This is a genomic window from Rhizobium sp. CB3171 (assembly GCF_029714265.1).
Taxonomy (GTDB): domain Bacteria; phylum Pseudomonadota; class Alphaproteobacteria; order Rhizobiales; family Rhizobiaceae; genus Rhizobium.
The window spans coordinates 2,142,985-2,159,367 of the sequence record NZ_CP121653.1 but is presented as its reverse complement, the minus strand read 5'-3'; the positions used below and the strand labels follow the sequence as shown (position 1 = coordinate 2,159,367).

16 protein-coding genes and 1 riboswitch are annotated in these 16,383 nt (G+C 58.8%); of the genes, 10 read left to right on the top strand and 6 right to left on the bottom strand.

All coding sequences use genetic code 11. From position 1 onward, the window contains the following. Both QA648_RS29145 and QA648_RS29140 read left to right on the top strand, forming a co-directional pair. A complete protein-coding gene (locus QA648_RS29145) occupies window positions 1-672 on the top strand; it encodes an ATP-dependent Clp protease proteolytic subunit (protein WP_283052382.1) in 672 nt (223 codons plus the stop codon). 142 nt (window positions 673-814) lie between these two features. Then, window positions 815-1,807: a CocE/NonD family hydrolase gene (locus QA648_RS29140; protein ID WP_283052381.1), complete on the top strand. Its 993-nt coding sequence runs from the start codon at window positions 815-817 to the stop codon at window positions 1,805-1,807. A gap of 95 nt (window positions 1,808-1,902) precedes the next feature. On the opposite strand, the gene QA648_RS29135 is transcribed toward QA648_RS29140, so the two are convergent. From QA648_RS29135 to thiC, 5 genes are read right to left on the bottom strand one after another with little or no spacing between them, the layout of a single operon-like run. Beyond that, window positions 1,903-2,532: a thiamine phosphate synthase gene (locus tag QA648_RS29135; RefSeq protein WP_283052379.1), complete on the bottom strand. Its 630-nt coding sequence runs from the start codon at window positions 2,530-2,532 to the stop codon at window positions 1,903-1,905. Next, a complete protein-coding gene (locus QA648_RS29130; RefSeq protein ID WP_283052377.1) occupies window positions 2,529-3,302 on the bottom strand; it encodes a thiazole synthase in 774 nt (257 codons plus the stop codon). The genes QA648_RS29135 and QA648_RS29130 overlap by 4 nt, the downstream gene beginning before the upstream one ends. Before the next feature lie 2 nt (window positions 3,303-3,304). Beyond that, window positions 3,305-3,502: a sulfur carrier protein ThiS gene (gene thiS, locus QA648_RS29125; RefSeq protein WP_283052375.1), complete on the bottom strand. Its 198-nt coding sequence runs from the start codon at window positions 3,500-3,502 to the stop codon at window positions 3,305-3,307. Next, on the bottom strand, window positions 3,493-4,473 hold the full coding sequence (gene thiO, locus QA648_RS29120) for a glycine oxidase ThiO (RefSeq protein WP_283052373.1): 981 nt from the start codon (window positions 4,471-4,473) through the stop codon (window positions 3,493-3,495). Before thiO ends, thiS begins: the two co-directional genes overlap by 10 nt. Before the next feature lies 1 nt (window position 4,474). After that, entirely contained in the window at window positions 4,475-6,301 is a 1,827-nt protein-coding gene (gene thiC / locus QA648_RS29115) for a phosphomethylpyrimidine synthase ThiC (RefSeq protein ID WP_283052371.1), read from the bottom strand. Window positions 6,302-6,393: 92 nt separating this feature from the next. Beyond that, a riboswitch (TPP riboswitch) is annotated at window positions 6,394-6,526 on the bottom strand. Between the two features lie 199 nt (window positions 6,527-6,725). Between thiC and QA648_RS29110 the strand changes: the two genes are divergently transcribed. The 7 genes from QA648_RS29110 to QA648_RS29080 all read left to right on the top strand — a co-directional run bounded on the left by QA648_RS29110 (window position 6,726) and on the right by QA648_RS29080 (window position 13,821). Next, a complete protein-coding gene (locus QA648_RS29110; RefSeq protein ID WP_283052369.1) occupies window positions 6,726-7,478 on the top strand; it encodes a FadR/GntR family transcriptional regulator in 753 nt (250 codons plus the stop codon). A gap of 29 nt (window positions 7,479-7,507) precedes the next feature. Then, complete coding sequence (gene denD / locus QA648_RS29105; RefSeq protein WP_283052367.1) at window positions 7,508-8,491, top strand: D-erythronate dehydrogenase; 984 nt, start codon at window positions 7,508-7,510, stop codon at window positions 8,489-8,491. Window position 8,492: 1 nt separating this feature from the next. Continuing rightward, window positions 8,493-9,269, top strand: a complete 777-nt coding sequence (locus QA648_RS29100; RefSeq protein ID WP_104827450.1) for an SDR family oxidoreductase — start codon at window positions 8,493-8,495, stop codon at window positions 9,267-9,269. Between the two features lie 100 nt (window positions 9,270-9,369). Next, window positions 9,370-10,437, top strand: coding sequence for a sn-glycerol-3-phosphate ABC transporter ATP-binding protein UgpC (gene ugpC / locus QA648_RS29095; protein WP_104827449.1), 1,068 nt, complete (start codon window positions 9,370-9,372; stop codon window positions 10,435-10,437). A 153-nt stretch (window positions 10,438-10,590) separates the two neighbouring features. Beyond that, window positions 10,591-11,904: an ABC transporter substrate-binding protein gene (locus QA648_RS29090; protein WP_283052365.1), complete on the top strand. Its 1,314-nt coding sequence runs from the start codon at window positions 10,591-10,593 to the stop codon at window positions 11,902-11,904. A 66-nt stretch (window positions 11,905-11,970) separates the two neighbouring features. After that, a complete protein-coding gene (locus tag QA648_RS29085; protein ID WP_283052364.1) occupies window positions 11,971-12,906 on the top strand; it encodes a sugar ABC transporter permease in 936 nt (311 codons plus the stop codon). A gap of 15 nt (window positions 12,907-12,921) precedes the next feature. Next, window positions 12,922-13,821, top strand: a complete 900-nt coding sequence (locus tag QA648_RS29080) for a carbohydrate ABC transporter permease (protein WP_168843882.1) — start codon at window positions 12,922-12,924, stop codon at window positions 13,819-13,821. Window positions 13,822-13,950: 129 nt separating this feature from the next. On the opposite strand, the gene QA648_RS29075 is transcribed toward QA648_RS29080, so the two are convergent. Continuing rightward, complete coding sequence (locus tag QA648_RS29075) at window positions 13,951-14,961, bottom strand: LacI family DNA-binding transcriptional regulator (RefSeq protein ID WP_104827445.1); 1,011 nt, start codon at window positions 14,959-14,961, stop codon at window positions 13,951-13,953. Between the two features lie 336 nt (window positions 14,962-15,297). Here QA648_RS29075 and QA648_RS29070 point away from each other — a divergent pair, with 336 nt between their 5' ends. Further along, window positions 15,298-16,284, top strand: a complete 987-nt coding sequence (locus tag QA648_RS29070; RefSeq protein WP_283052359.1) for a sugar ABC transporter substrate-binding protein — start codon at window positions 15,298-15,300, stop codon at window positions 16,282-16,284. Window positions 16,285-16,383 lie beyond the last annotated feature (99 nt).

Genomic DNA, 16,383 nt, shown 5'->3' with positions numbered 1-16,383 from the left:
ATGTCGGTAATGTTGAATCGCCGGAATGTCTGCTTAGGTCTATCTGCCTTAGCGATCGGTACCTTCAAATCCAGCGTCGTCTTTGCTCAAGAGAAGGAAAATGTGAATAGCGGCTCGGCCGCCTATTTGTATTTCTCCCAGCCGATTGATGAAAAGTCTACACTCGATCTTACGAGCGGAATCATAAATCTGAGATCAAAAGGTTACAGTACAATATACCTGATGATAAATTCCATGGGTGGAAATATCGCTTCGGGCATCGCCCTATACCACATACTGTCTTCCATGGACGTTCAAATTAATACGTATGCAATTGCCAATGTTGAATCGGCGGCAGTTCTTTTATTCCTGGCTGGGAAAGAAAGAATTGCAAATAAAGAATCTCTTTTTGCATTTCACTCCGGCCAAGAAACCTTCAGCAGCGAAAAACTGACCGCCGATCAAATCAATGAGGGATATAACGCCCTTGCAATCGATGATGATCGAATGAAGGAAATATTCGAGGGGCGGCTTTCAATCAGCGACAAGCAATATGCCGACCTCCTGAGCCCGAAACTTCGATTTGTAAGGGCACCTGAGGCATTAAATATGGGCCTGGCAACACGGATCGGCGAGGTGAGCATACAACCGCATGATGGGCTGTTTTTTGTTCAATCCTCCGGCGGCAAGTAGTCTTGGTGAAATGCCTCTTTGGCCGGGTGGCGTTCGTATGGGAGCTACCTGAGCGAGACAATGCTCCGCATAAACAGAGGCGAATTCTCAGCATCCTGGAAGCCGTCTACGGCAAGTTCAAATCTCTTGATCGGAGCAATGCATGCGCCTTTTCAAGTCCACGCTCCTGGCCACGTTCTGCTTGATGGCTACGTTCGCCCAGGCTGCCGGTCTTCGCTTCATCAGCGTGCCGGTTGAGCCCGGCCTTCCGATGCTACAAGCAGCCGTCTGGTCTCCTTGCGCCGAAGAGGCGGGCGAGGTGAAATTTCGCATGACGACGCTGCCGGCCACGGAGAACTGTGCCGTGTCCGGCGAAAAACTGCCATTGATCGTGATCTCGCATGGCTATGGAGGATCCTTCGTCAGCCACCATGACACAGCCGAGATGCTCGCAGATGGTGGGTTCGTTGTCGTTGCGCTCAACCATCCAGTCGACGCGGGAGCCGGCGGCGATATGAGCCGTGCCGACACTCTTGCCCCGTTCGCGGAGCGTCCGGCCGACATCACGCGATTGATCGACTACATGCTCACCGCATGGCCCGATCATTCGAAACTCGACCCCGAAAATATAGGGTTCTTTGGCTTCTCGAGAGGTGGCTATACAGGCTTGGTTGTTGCAGGCGGCACTCCCGATCTTCGAAAGGCTCTTGCGCTCTGCCCGGAGAATTCTCCGAAGCCCAGTTGCGCACAACTGCAGAAAAACGAGATGCCGACACAATCATTCGCGCATGACCCTCGCGTGAAGGCCCTTGTCATTGCCGATCCGGCTTTCGGTCCATTGTTCGGCCCAGACGGCTTAGAGAACGTGAAAACCCCGATTCAACTTTGGGCGTCGGAACACAGCGGAGAAGACAGAACTGGCGGTGAAGTGTCGTTTGACTTTGTTTCGGCTATCGATCGCGATCTGCCGGCCAAGCCCGACTACCATATCGTACAAGGTGCCGGTCATTTTGCCTTCCTTACGCCCTGCACGCCGGATTTGGCTAAGAAGCGTCCGGACATATGCGGCGACAGACCCGGGTTCGACCGAGTGGCCTTTCACAAGGAGTTCAATTCCGCGGTGTTGGCGTTCTTCCGGAGGCACTTGGAGCACTAACCGGCCGATCTGATGGCCGAATTGGTCGTTGATGCTCTTGAAGCAGTTCTGGCCAGAAGTGGGGCGTCCGCTGCAGCAAAGACGCCTCTTCGTATCTAAATCGGGTCCGCGCAGACATTGGAGCGGTAGATGTCGGTCATCCCCAGCCACTGCATGGTTCTCGTTTCGGGTGCTTTGTTCAAGGTGATATCCGTGACCACCGCAGCACTGTCCGCCCCGTTCTCGAAGACGCCGGCAATGCGTTCCACGGTCAGCCCGCCGATCGCCACCAGCGGTATGCTGCCGATGCGCGCCTTCCATTCGCCGATGCGGTCGAGACCCTGCGGCGCCCAGGCCATGGCCTTGAGAATGGTGGGGTAGATCGGACCGAGCGCGATATAGTCCGGACGCGCCGCCAGCGCGATCGCCAGCTCCGCCTCGTCATGCGTCGAAAGTCCCAGTTTCAAGCCTGCCTCGCGGATGGCGCCAAGATCGGCCACCGCCAGATCCTCCTGGCCGAGATGGATGAAATCGCAGCCTTCCTCGATGGCAAGTTGCCAGTAGTCATTGATGATCAACTGGCATGCGTGGGCAGCGCAGACCGCCTTTGCCTGGCGGATGTCTGCCCGTATCTCGGCCAGAGTGCGATCCTTGATGCGCAGTTGCACCAGTTTGACACCCAGTGGCACCAGCCTTTCGATCCATGCGGCACTGTCAACGATCAGGTAGAATGGATCGAGCTTCATGCGAAAACCGCCTTTCCGATTACGGGTGTCGAAGGCACTGCCATGTCGCGCGGCTCCAGCATACCGGCACCGAACGCCTGCCTGCCGGCGTCGATCGCCTTGGCGAAGGCTTCCGCCATTGCGGCAGGGTCGCCGGCGCCGGCAACCGCGGTGTTCAGCAGTACGGCATCGAAGCCGAGCTCCATGACAACAGCAGCATGCGAAGGTCGGCCGATACCGGCGTCCACGATCAACGGCACGTCGGGAAAATGTGCCCGCAGAGATCGAAGTGCGGAAAGATTGAGCGGTCCTGCCGCAGAACCAATCGGCGCGCACCAGGGCATCAGCACCCGGCATCCGGCTTCGAGCAGACGTTCGGCGACGACCAGATCGTCCGTCGTATAGGGAAAGACCTCGAAACCCTCACCGATCAGAATGCGCGCCGCCTCGACGAGTGCAAAGACATCCGGCTGCAGCGTATCGTGGTTGCCGATCACCTCCAGCTTGATCCAGTTGGTTCGAAACACTTCGCGGGCCATCTTGGCGGTCAGCACCGCCTCCGATACGCCATGGCAGCCGGCCGTGTTGGGAAGAACGCGAACGTCGAGCGCGCGGATCATGTCGAAGAATGCGCCACCGTTGCGACCGCCGACCGCTTCGCGGCGCAACGATACGGTGACGATCTCGGTCCCTGATCGCTTGACCGCTTCGGCGAGGACTGCTGGCGAGGGATAGCGCGCGGTGCCGAGAAGAAGTCGCGACCCGATTTGGCTTCCGTAGAGATCGAGCATGGTCAGCCTCCTTGCATGGGTGTCAGGATCTCGATCCTGTCGTTGTCGACCAGAATATGTCCGTCGCGATCCTCGCGATGAACGAGTTCGCCGTTGACGGCGGTTGCCAGCCAGTCGCCTTCGTAGTCGAGGGCGGCCAAAAGCTGCGAAAGCGTCGTGGCGGCGATCGTCTGCGCTTCGCCATTAATGATCAGGTGCATTGGAAACTCCTTTGCGTCGTCCGTTCGGAAAAGACGAGATCGGCGGCTTCTGCCGCCATTGTCGGCGCCAGCAGAAAACCGTGGCGATAAAGACCGTTGAGGTATGTGACCTTGCCTTCCCGCATTACTCGCGGAAAATTGTCGGGGAGGGCAGGGCGGATGCCGGCGCCGGTTTCGACGATAGTGGCATCCGCAAAGGCTGGATGCAGCGCATAGGCTGCGTTCAGCAGTTCCATCATCGAGCGCGCAGTGATCGGGCCGTCGAATTCGGTCTCGATCATCGTCGCGCCGACCATAAACAGGCCCTTGCCGCGGGGGACGATATACACGGGAAAGCGCGGATGCAGCAGGCGAACGGGCCGGGCGAGCGTAACCTCCTCTGTATGCAGATAGAGCATTTCGCCACGCACGCCGCGCAGATTGCGACTTTGCCCGATGCGGGCAGCACCGGTGCAATCAACGATATCGGAGAAATCGTCTTCGCTCACATCTTCGTCGGTAAAGACGACGCCCTCTGCCGACAACAGCTCTTTCAACGCGCGCAGCGCCTGGCGAGGATCCAGATGAGCTTCACGCTGAAAGAACAGGCCATGTCTGAAGCGAGTGGCGAGAGTGGGTTCGAGTGCAGCAATGTCGTCCTCTTCCACCCATTGATAGCAGGTCGTGCGGCTGGCAAATCGCCTCAGCTCTCCATGGTCGCGGGTCGATGCGACGACCAGCGTTCCGTTGCGGACGACCTTGCCCGGCAGAATCGCTTCCCACCGGTCGGCGGCATCGAGGCCGCGTTTAAGCACGGTCTCAGCGGCGCTTTCGCGCTCGCACCAAGGCGCGAGCATGCCGCCGGCGAGCCAGGAAGCAGCGCGAGCGAAGTTTGGGTGCGGGTCGAAAACGATCACTTTCGCACCACGGGCGTGCAATTCGCGTGCGACCGTGAGGCCGGCGACGCCGGCCCCCTTCACAAGGACACGCATGTCAGTCTGCCTTATGGGCTGGGGTGTCGATCGGCATATAGAGATCGCCGCCCTCACGGTATTTCGCCGCCATCGCGTCCAGCCCCTCCTTCTGCGCTTCGGCGCGGATATCGTGCGAAATCCGCATGGAGCAGAATTTCGGGCCGCACATCGAGCAGAAATGCGCAACCTTGTGGGCTTCCTTTGGCAAGGTTTCGTCATGGAAGCTGCGGGCGGTGTCAGGATCGAGCGACAGGTTGAACTGGTCTTCCCAACGGAACTCGAAGCGGGCGCGCGACAATGCATCGTCGCGCACCTGCGCGGCCGGGTGCCCCTTGGCAAGGTCGGCAGCATGGGCGGCGATCTTGTAGGTGATGACACCTGTTTTGACGTCATTGCGATCGGGCAGGCCGAGATGTTCCTTCGGGGTGACGTAGCAGAGCATGGCCGTGCCGAACCAGCCAATCATGGCAGCGCCGATGCCCGAGGTGATATGATCGTAGCCCGGCGCGATATCGGTCGTCAGCGGCCCGAGCGTATAGAAAGGCGCCTCGCCACAAACGGCGAGCTGCTTGTCCATGTTTTCCTTGATCTTGTGCATCGGCACGTGACCGGGGCCCTCGATCATCACCTGGCAATCCTTCGCCCAGGCGATCTTCGTTAGCTCGCCGAGCGTTTCGAGTTCGGCAAATTGCGCCGCGTCGTTGGCATCGGCGATCGAGCCGGGGCGCAGGCCGTCGCCGAGCGAGAAGGAGACGTCATAGGCGCGGCAGATATCGCAGATTTCCTCGAAATGTTCGTAGAGGAAGCTCTCGCGATGATGGTGAAGACACCACTTGGCCATGATCGAGCCGCCGCGCGAGACGATGCCGGTCACGCGATTGACGGTGAGTGGGATGTAATGCAGCCGTACGCCGGCATGGATAGTGAAATAATCGACGCCCTGTTCGGCCTGCTCGATCAGCGTATCGCGATAGATTTCCCAGGTGAGGTCTTCGGCGATGCCGCCGACCTTTTCCAGCGCCTGATACAGCGGCACCGTGCCGATCGGCAGCGGCGAATTGCGGATGATCCATTCTCGGATATTGTGGATGTTGCGGCCGGTCGAAAGGTCCATGACGGTATCGGCGCCCCATCGGGCAGCCCAGACCATCTTCTCGACTTCCTCCGCCATCGATGACGTGACGGCGGAGTTGCCGATATTGGCGTTGATCTTCACCAGAAAATTCCGGCCGATGATCATCGGTTCGCTTTCGGGGTGATTGATGTTGGCCGGGATGATCGCCCTGCCGGCGGCGACTTCCTGGCGGACGAATTCCGGTGTGACATGATCCGGAATATGAGCGCCGAAGCTCTCGCCGTCGCGAATCAGTGCTTCGGCGTTGGCCTTGCGGCCGAGGTTTTCGCGAATGGCGATGAACTCCATCTCCGGCGTAATGATACCGGCCCGTGCATAGGCGAGCTGGGTGACGGCTTTACCATCCCTGGCACGTAGCGGCCGGCGTCGCCCTGGGAATTCCGGCGTGAGCCGTTCGCCGCTGACAAAGCCGTTGTCCTCGGGGCGGACATGGCGGCCCACATAGGATTCGACATCGCCGCGGGCGAGCACCCAGTCACGGCGCAGTTGGGGCAGGCCCTGCTCGATGCGGATCTCGGCGCCCTCTATCGTGTAGGGACCGGAGGAATCATAGACGACGACAGGCGGCTCGCCTGCGGTCGGATGGACGCTGATCTCGCGCATCGGTACGCGGATATCGCTATGGATATCTCCAGAAATATGGATCTTCCGCGATGCCGGCATCGGGCCAGTCGTGACGGTCGGGGTAAGATTCTTTGCGGCAATGGTCATGGTTTGAGGCTCCAAATTGCAGTTGGAGACCCAGTCAATCAGCCGGAATGATGGAAAGACGCCGGCACGGATTCCACGCATGAATCCAAAGCCTTCGAGCGCTTGCACCGTCCCTACGCCAGTATGAACTGGATCAGGTTCAACGGGTCACTGCGCCCACAATCGGCAAAGCCGTATTGTTCAGCAGTATCTCAGCCCCTTGCCGGGACCCCCCTGGTGAATGTCGGTGATCGTAAAGGGCCGCTGCTAATGATGTCAAGCTCGCTCTCGTTGCGGCTCAGACGTCGAGCGATATCTCTGTCCCGAGCCTGGCTGATGAAAGATGTCCCTATTGGCGGTTACAGGAGGAAATTGGCTTGACTGATTTGCTCAACCATTCTTAATAAACTGATCTGCTGGACCAACCAGTGGACCGGAGGGTGTGATGGACGAAAGTCCGATCTTAACCGAGGTGCCGAATATCGCGCGTGGTCTCGCCCGCCGGACGGCGCGTGACGTTATCGCTCAGAAGCTGATGGTCCTGATAGCAACCAACATGTTGCGGCCGGGCGACGAGTTGCCGGGCGAGCGCGAACTGGCAAGCGTTCTCCATGTCAGCCGCGAAACGGTGCGCGGCGCCATCCAGACCCTGGCCGCGCAGGGTATCATCGCGGTTTCGCATGGCAGCCGCAGCCGCATTTGCAAGGTCGACCTCAGCCACATCACGGTGACGATCGCCTCTCCCAACGCAATCGACAGCTACGATCTGGAGTCGGTTCACGCGGCCCGTCTCCATGTCGAGCTCAAGGTCGTCGGGGATGCTGCCGAACGGATCGACGATGCGACGCTGGCAAAGTTGCAGGCTCTTCTGGAGGCGCAGCGGCTTGGCGGAGACGATGTGATGCGTTTCCTCATTTGCGACCGCGAATTCCACGTTGCGATCTATCGCGCCGGTGGAAACCCGCTGCTCGCCGACTTTGTCACTGACCTATACACCTACATGATGAATTACCGCCGCAACGCCATGTCCAAGCCGGGCGCTATCGAAGCGAGCTACGACGATCATCTATCGATCTACGAGGCTCTCGCACGGCATGACCGCGATGCCGTCGTCGACGCGTTCCGGCATCATCTGACGCGTATTTACGAAACGACCAAGGTTCTGCTGGCGACCGGCAATACCGGCAATACGGTTTGAGCCGCTGAGCATGAGGAGATCTGGCTGATATGCATGTGATGGTTATCGGGGCGGCTGGCATGATCGGCCGCAAGCTGGTGGAGAAGATTGGTCTGCAGGCAGATGTGCTTGGCCGCGGGATCGACAGGTTGACGCTTGTCGACGTTGTTCCGCCGCCGGTTCCGGCCGCGCTTGTATCCGTTTCCACGGCGATGACGGCCGATCTTTCTGATCCCGCGAGTGCCACCAAGCTTTCCGGCTTGCGGCCGGATATGATCTTTCATCTGGCGGCGATCGTATCCGGCGAGGCCGAGGCGGATTTCGATAAGGGCTACCACACCAATCTCGATGGCACGCGCTCGCTCTTCGAGGCCATCCGGCACGAGGGGCTGAAGGAGCCCTATAACCCCCGCGTCATCTTTGCCTCGTCGATCGCTGTTTTCGGCCAACCCTTTCCGGAGAAGATCGGCGATGATTTCTTCACGACCCCCCTGACGAGCTACGGTACGCAGAAGGCGATCTGCGAACTGCTGCTTGCCGATTATTCGAGGCGCGGCATCTTCGACGGCATCGGCATTCGCCTTCCGACAATCTGCATCCGCCCCGGCAAGCCCAACAAGGCCGCCTCCGGCTTCTTCTCGAACATTCTGCGCGAGCCTCTTGTCAATCAGGAAGCCGTGCTGCCGGTGGACGAGAATGTCCGACACTGGTTTGCCAGCCCACGCTCCGCGGTCGGCTTCTTCATCCATGCCGCACGCATCGACAGCAGCGAGATCGGACCGCGCCGAAATCTCACCATGCCCGGGCTGTCCGCACTTGTCGGCGAGGAGATCGAGGCTCTGCGCCGCGTCGCCGGCGAAAAGGCTGTCAAACTCATCCGCCGTGAGATCGACCCCACAATCCGCTCGATTGTTTCCGGATGGGCGACGGATTTCGATGCGCGGCGGGCAACGGCGCTCGGCTTCAGGGCGGAAACCAATTTCGATGAGATCATAAGGATCCACATCGATGATGAACTTGGAGGGAAAATCTGAGATGGCGCAGCCCGCAATCGCACCAAAAACCCAGATCGCCCTTGTCACCGGCGGAGGTACCGGCATCGGCCGCAGCATCGCCAAAGCGCTGAGCGCTGAAGGTTATACCGTTGTCCTCACCGGGCGCCGTCATGATGTGCTGGAAAAGGCAGCCAGCGAACTCGCCGCCGAGACTGGCGGCACGATGCGGGCGATTGTCTGCGATATCGGGGCTCCTGAACAGGTCGCTGACCTCTTCGGCAAGATCAAATCCGAATTCGGCCGGCTCGATCTTCTCGTCAACAATGCCGGCAGCGGTGCGCCTGCGATACCGCTCGAAGAGCTCACCTTCGACCAGTGGAACGGCGTGGTCGCGGCCAACCTCACCGGCGCGTTTCTTTGCACGCAGCAGGCTTTCAAACTGATGAAGTCGCAGGTGCCTCACGGCGGCCGCATCATCAACAACGGGTCGATTTCGGCGACAACGCCCCGGCCAAATTCCGCCCCCTATACCGCGACCAAGCATGCGATCACCGGCCTTACGAAATCGACCGCGCTCGACGGACGCCCATTCGATATCGCTTGCGGCCAGATCGATATCGGCAATGCCGCAACGGACATGACCGCGAGGATGAGTTCCGGTGTGCTGCAGGCGAACGGAGAAATTGCCACCGAACCGACGATTTCCGCCGAGCATGTCGCTCGCGCGGTCGTCTACATGGCAAGCCTTCCGCTGGAGGCAAACGTCCTGACCATGACCGTGATGGCGACAAAGATGCCGCTCGTCGGAAGGGGATAGGACGTCGAAATTGAATTGGTTGGCGTTCTGGCGGTGAATGTCTCGGAGGAGGAGATGACCGGCAGGGCCAAGGAAGTGACAAGTTCTGGGAGGGACTTTTATGGCAGGTGTCGAGTTTGTCGATGTCAGGAAATCATTCGGGGCGTTCCCGGTTATCAAGGGCGTGAATATCGAGATTGCCGACGGGGAGTTCGTGATCCTGGTCGGACCGTCGGGATGCGGAAAATCCACGCTTCTGAGAATGCTTGCCGGCCTCGAGAACATTTCCGCCGGCGAGATCCGTATCGGCAATCGTGCCGTCAACGGTGTAGCGCCGGGTGACCGCGACATAGCCATGGTCTTTCAGAATTATGCGCTCTATCCGCATATGTCGGTGGCGCAGAACATGGCTTTCTCGCTGATGCTTAAGCGCGCGCCGAAAGCCGACATGGATATGCGTGTCAAGAAGGCTGCGGAAATCCTGGGCCTTACCAAACTTCTCGACCGCTATCCCCGCCAGCTTTCCGGCGGCCAGCGCCAGCGTGTCGCCATGGGCCGGGCGATCGTGCGCGATCCGCAGGTCTTCCTTTTCGACGAACCGCTTTCTAACCTCGATGCCAAGCTCCGGGTCGCCATGCGCGCGGAGATCAAGGAGCTTCATCAACGTCTCGGCACCACGACCGTTTACGTCACGCATGATCAGATCGAGGCCATGACGATGGCCGATAAGATCGTCGTCATGCATGACGGCGTCGTCGAGCAGGTGGGAAAGCCGCTGGATCTCTACGACACGCCTGCCAATCTTTTCGTCGCGGGCTTCATCGGTTCGCCGGCGATGAACATGATCAAAGGCCGCCTCGATGCGGAGAATGGCAGCCGGTTCATCGCGTCGGACGGAACTGTCCTGCCGGTGGCAAATCCGCCCGCTGGCGCAAAGGGCCGGGATCTCGTCTATGGGCTGCGTCCGGAATACATCGCGCTCGACGCCAACGGTCTGCCGGCGGAAATCATCGTGATCGAGCCGACCGGGTATGAAACGCAGATGACCGTCAGGTTTGGCGGCAGTGATGTCAACTGCATCTTCCGGGAACGGATCAATGCCCGACCCGGCGATACGCTGCGCGTTTCCATCGACGCGCCGCATGTCCATCTATTCGACGCCGAAAGCGGTCGGAGATTGACGATCTGATACCGCTTCGGCGGGAAGCAGGAAAAAGAGGAGTTTTCCTGCTCGCCCGTCGGTGCGGAAATATCCGGCAAGGTCGGAGGTGATGGTCGTCGTCCACCACACGGGAAGGTGGGCGCCGGGGGGATTTGCTCCCGTTTTCAAAGGAGGAGTATCATGACATTCAAGAGACGTGACTTTCTTGCCGCATCCGCGGCCGCGGCCGGCATCGCTGGCCTTGCGCCGCTCGGCATTCGCCCATCTTTCGCCCAGACCGAACCCAGCTACACGCCCGAAAAGGGCGCAAGTCTCAGGCTTCTTCGTTGGACACCCTTCGTCAAGGGCGACGAGGATGCCTGGCTTGCCAATACCAAGAAGTTCACGGAGGCAACGGGCGTCGAGGTTCGTGTCGACAAAGAAAGCTGGGAAGACATCCGACCGAAGGCCGCTGTCGCCGCCAATGTCGGTTCCGGTCCCGACATGGTGATGTGCTGGTTCGACGATGCTCATCAGTATCCTGACAAACTCGTCGACCTGACCGAACTCGGCAACTATCTCGGCAATAAATACGGCGGCTGGTATGACGGCGTGCGCGGTTACGCAACCCGCGGCGACAAGTTCATCGCCATGCCGTTGACGGCGATCGGCAATGCCGTCGTTTATCGCGACAGCTACGTAAAGGCGGCGGGCTTCAGCGAATTCCCCAAGGATACCGCGGGGTTCCTGGAGCTTTGCAAGGCAATGAAGGCGAAAGGCACGCCGGCCGGCTTCCCGCACGGCAAGGCCGTCGGCGATGGCAACAATTATGCCCATTGGCTGCTTTGGAGCCATGGCGGCAAGATGGTGGACGAAGGCGGCAAGGTGACTATCAACAGCCCTGAAACGCTGGCGGCCATCCACTATGCGATGGATCTCTATGCGACCTTCATTCCCGGTACGGAAAGCTGGCAGGACATCAACAACAACCGCGCCTTCCTTGCCGGGCAGGTATCGCTGATCGCAAACGGCGTATCGGTCTATTATGCGGCGAAGAAGGACCCGAAGCTCGCCGAGATCGCCGCCGATATCAGAACCACAAACTTCCCGATCGGCCCGGTCGGCAAGAGCGTCGAGCTGCACCAAACAAGCTCGTTGGTTCTGTTCAGCCATACCAAATATCCGGAAGCCGCCAAGGCCTATATCAAGTTCATGATGGAAGGCGATCAGATGAACGCCTGGATCCAAGGGTCGAGCGCCTATTGCTGCCAACCCTTGAAGGCCTTTGCCAACAACCCCGTCTGGACTGCCGATCCGGTCCACGCACCCTATGCCCGCGCCTCGGAAACGCTGCGCCCGAACGGCTATGCCGGTCCTCTGGGCTATGCTTCGGCAGGTGTGATGGCCGATTACGTGCTCGTCGACATGTTCGCCGCCGCCGTAACCGGCCAGATGTCGCCGGAGGATGCGATGAAAGAGGCCGAGCGCCGGGCGAACCGCTACTACAAGGTTTGATCCTTCGCGAAGATCTGCAGCGTGCCGGCAACGGCATGCTGCGACTGTCCATCAGGAGATAATATCATGTCGACTGTGCCATCCGGGGATATCACGCGCAGCCCGATCAGATCGCTCATGCAAAACAACAATATGCTCGGCGTCCTCTTCATGTTGCCGGCGGCCATCTTTCTGATTTGTTTTCTTACCTATCCGCTGGGGCTCGGCGTCTGGCTCGGTTTCACGGACACGCGGATCGGGCGTGCCGGGAGTTTCATCGGACTGGAGAATTATCAATTCCTGGCCCATGACTCCGTCTTCTGGCTGACGGTCTTCAATACCTTGCTCTACACCTTCGTTGCTTCCGTCCTGAAATTCGTGCTCGGCCTTTGGCTGGCGCTGCTTCTCAATCAGCATCTGCCATTCAAGTCGTTTTTCCGGGCGATCGTGCTGCTGCCCTGGGTCGTTCCAACGGTGCTGTCAGGATTGGCATTCTGGTGGATCTACGATTCCCAATTTTCCATTCTCTCATGGTCTCTGGTGAAGATCGGCCTGATCCATGGCCCGATCAATTTCCTCGGCGATCCGACCAATGCGCGCATCTCGGTCATCGTCGCCAATGTCTGGCGCGGTATCCCTTTCGTGGCGATTTCCCTGCTTGCCGGTCTGCAGACCATTCCCGCTTCGCTGCAGGAGGCGGCATCTTTGGATGGGGCCACGAGTTGGCAGCGCTTCCGTTACGTAACGCTGCCGATGCTGACGCCGATCATCGCGGTGGTGATGACGTTTTCGGTACTGTTCACCTTCACGGATTTCCAGCTCATCTATGTGCTGACCAAGGGCGGGCCGGTCAACGCGACGCATCTGATGGCGACGCTTTCCTTCCAGCGCGGCATCCCCGGAGGGCAGCTCGGCGAGGGGGCGGCAATCGCGGTTGCCATGATTCCCTTCCTGCTTGCCGCCATCATGTTCAGCTTCTTTGGTCTGCAGCGCCGCAAATGGCAGCAAGGCGGACAGGACTGAGATCGGGAGAACCTCATGAACACCAAAGCCAACACCGCCAATCCGGTACTCACCGATAATGTCGAAGGCATGGGCTATCTCAACCGCCTGCCTCGGCGCATCGTCATGCTTTATCTGCCGATGGCGGTCTTCGTCTTCGTGCTTCTGTTTCCCTTCTACTGGATGGCGATCACGGCCATCAAGCCGAACGCACAGTTGACCGACTACAATAACTACAGCCCCTTCTGGGTGGTGGAGCCGACACTCGATCACATCAAGTACCTGTTCTTCGAAACGTCGTATCCGGGCTGGCTGTGGAACACGATATTGGTGGCGGTCGGATCGACTGCGCTGTCGCTCTTAGCCTCAATCTTTGGCGCCTATGCAATCGAGCGTGTGCGCTTTACCGGCTCGCGTTCGATCGGCTTGCTGATCTTCCTGGCCTACCTTGTTCCGCCTTCGATCCTCTTCATTCCTTTGGCCTTTATTGTCTTCAAGCTCGGGATCTATGATTCCAGGCTGGCGCTCATCTTCACCTACCCGACGTTCCTTATCCCGTTTTGCACCTGGCTCTTGATGGGCTATTTCAGATCGATACCCTTCGAACTGGAAGAAAGTGCGCTGGTCGATGGCGCCAGCCGCTGGCAGATCCTTGTCAAAATTATCCTCCCGCTGGCGGTGCCTGGGCTGATATCGGCCGGAATCTTCGCCTTCACCCTCTCCTGGAACGAATTCATCTACGCGCTCACCTTCATCCAATCCTCGGAAAACAAGACAATCCCCGTGGGTGTTCTGACGGAATTGGTGCGCGGCGATGTCTTCGAGTGGGGCTCGCTCATGGCCGGCGCTCTATTCGGTTCATTGCCGGTCGTCATTCTCTACTCCTTCTTCGTCGACTACTACGTTTCGTCCATGACTGGCGCCGTGAAAGAATGATGAGCGAGAGGGCTGTCTCCTCCGCGATAGCCAATTTGGATTGGGCCTGCACGAAGCCGGCAAGAGATAGAGGGCGGCACTGACCGGGCGCCGTCCCGATAGAGCGCGTCGGGCTACGTGTATGCCGTTTTAATCGGGTTGGGGTGGAGAGGTCGTTTCTCCCTCCGACAGCTCGCAAGCGAGCAGGATTGGATGGTCGAGGCCAGGCGTAGGCTGCTTGTTCAACAGGACCGCGACCGCCGCTGCCGCCATCTTCTGAATCGGCTGTTTGACCGTTGTCAGGCGCGGCGTTGTCATGCTGGAGAGCGGGATGCCGTCGAAGCCTACGATGGAAAGGGCTGCGGGTATCGGGATTCCCAAATCATGTGCCGCTCTCATGCAGCCGATCGCCTGCTGATCCGAGCTTGCAAAGATGGCGGTCGGGCGCTCGTAGCGCGCTCGTGCAAGCAGGTAGTTTCCTGCTGATCGACCGCTTTCATAGTCGAAAGCCGCCTCGGCTATGAGCGATGATCCCTGTATTTGCTTGCCATCATCGGACTGGCCCATTGCGTCAAGGTAGCCCTTGAGGCGATCATTGGCTGGTACGGAGTGTTTGGGCCCCGAAATGAAGCCGATGCGGCGATGGCCGAGCTTCAGAAGATGTTCGACGCCGAGACGGACTCCATGGCGGTGATCGGAGGCGATGCCGGAATATCCTGGCATAAGGCGGTCGACGACGACGATCGGCAATCCCTTCGGCAGCTTGATCGTGTGGAAATCGATGCTGGGAACGAGGATGATGCCATCCACCTTCCGGCTCATCAGTTGCCCGATGCGGTCTGCCTCCTTGGCCGCGTGGTCAAAGGAGGTCATGACAATGATGTTATAGCCATGACCCGCCGCCGCTTGTTCGGCGGATTGCACAAGTTCCGAGAAGAAGGGGTTGGTCAGGTCCGGAATAACGATGCCGATGAGGCGGCTGACCTTGCTGCGCATGCTTCTTGCAGACGGGTCGGGCATATAGCCGAGTTCTTCGATGATGCGCCTGACACGCGCTCTCAATTCATCCGTCACGGAGGGGTGATCGTTCAAAACCCTTGAAACGGTTCCGGTGGAAACTCCCGCGAGCTTGGCAACGTCTCGAATTCCGACCTTTGACATAACAGAAGCACATGTTCCTTCATCTTCGCCTTCCGAACACCGAAAGGCGCCCGATCCGGGCTTCCAGCTAATGGTCTCTATCGTCTCAGTCAAAGGGCACATCTCAATTTTGTGCCGCTTAAGCTCCATAGCATAAGGTTGATATGCACTCAATGGAAACGGTTCATTGAGGCGCATGTACGCAAGCAACAATTATTTCAAATTTCAACCGGTTTAGGCTCTATGTCGCCGTCTTGACAACACTTATGGCCATTGCTACCCAATAGATGTTGGAAACGGTTCATTGCCGCTGGCAACTCAGATGGAGCTGAGCCCAGAAGGTGGGGAGGAAAGAAAATGTCCAATTCTATTAAGCGTGATTCCGTCATGATGAGTGCGTCGCGGCGTGCAGCATTGAAGCTCGGCTTGGCCGGTACCGTGATGCTCGCGCTGTCGTGCGGCATGTCGCCCGCTTTTGCGGCCAGCAAGCCCAAGGTGGGCCTGATCATGAAGTCTCTGTCCAATGAGTTCTTCAAGCAGATGAAGGCCGGCGCCGACAAATATGCCGCGGAGAACAAAGACAAGTTTGACTTCAAGGCCGTGGGTATGAAGGACGAGCGTGACTTCGCCGCGCAGGTCGATGCCGTCGAAAACTTCGTGACGCAGAAATACGACATCATTGTCGTTGCTCCGGCCGATTCAAAGGCGATGGCTACCCCCATTGCGAAGGCCGTGAAGGCCGGCGTGAAGGTCATCAACATTGACGTGCCGCTCGACGCCGACGCCAAGAAGGCAGCCGGCATCGACCTCGCGTTCTTCGGTCCGGACAACCGGGAAGGTGCCAAGCTTGCTGGCGATGCGCTCGCCAAGGACCTCGGGCCTGGTGCGAAGGTCGTTATCCTCGAGGGCAACCCCGAGGCCGACAACGCCAAGGAGCGCAAGGAAGGCTTCATGGACTCCGTCAATGGCGGCAAGCTTCAGCTTCTCGACAGCAAGACTGCCCATTGGGAGACGGAAGAAGCCAATACCGTCATGACGAACTTCCTGACGAAGTATAAGGATATTCAGGGCGTCATGGCGGCCAACGACTCCATGGCTCTCGGCGTCGTCAAGGCTCTCGATGCGACCGGTCAGAGCGGCAAGATCAAGGTTGTCGGCTTCGACAACATCCCGCCGGTACAGCCGCTGATCAAGGACGGCAAGATGCTTGCCACCGTCGAGCAGTATGGTGCGCAGATGGCGGTCATGGGCATCGACTATGGTCTGCGTGAACTTGCCGGCGAAAAATTCACCGGCTGGGTCAAGACGGATGTCAAGCTCATCACCGCTAAGGATCTCAAATAATTGAGATTGCCTGCGGGGCTACAAGAAGCGCCGGCCACTGGCCGGCGCTGACCGCTACCAGCCGATTTGCGCGTTGATCGCCGAGGCGGCGCTTCCGCA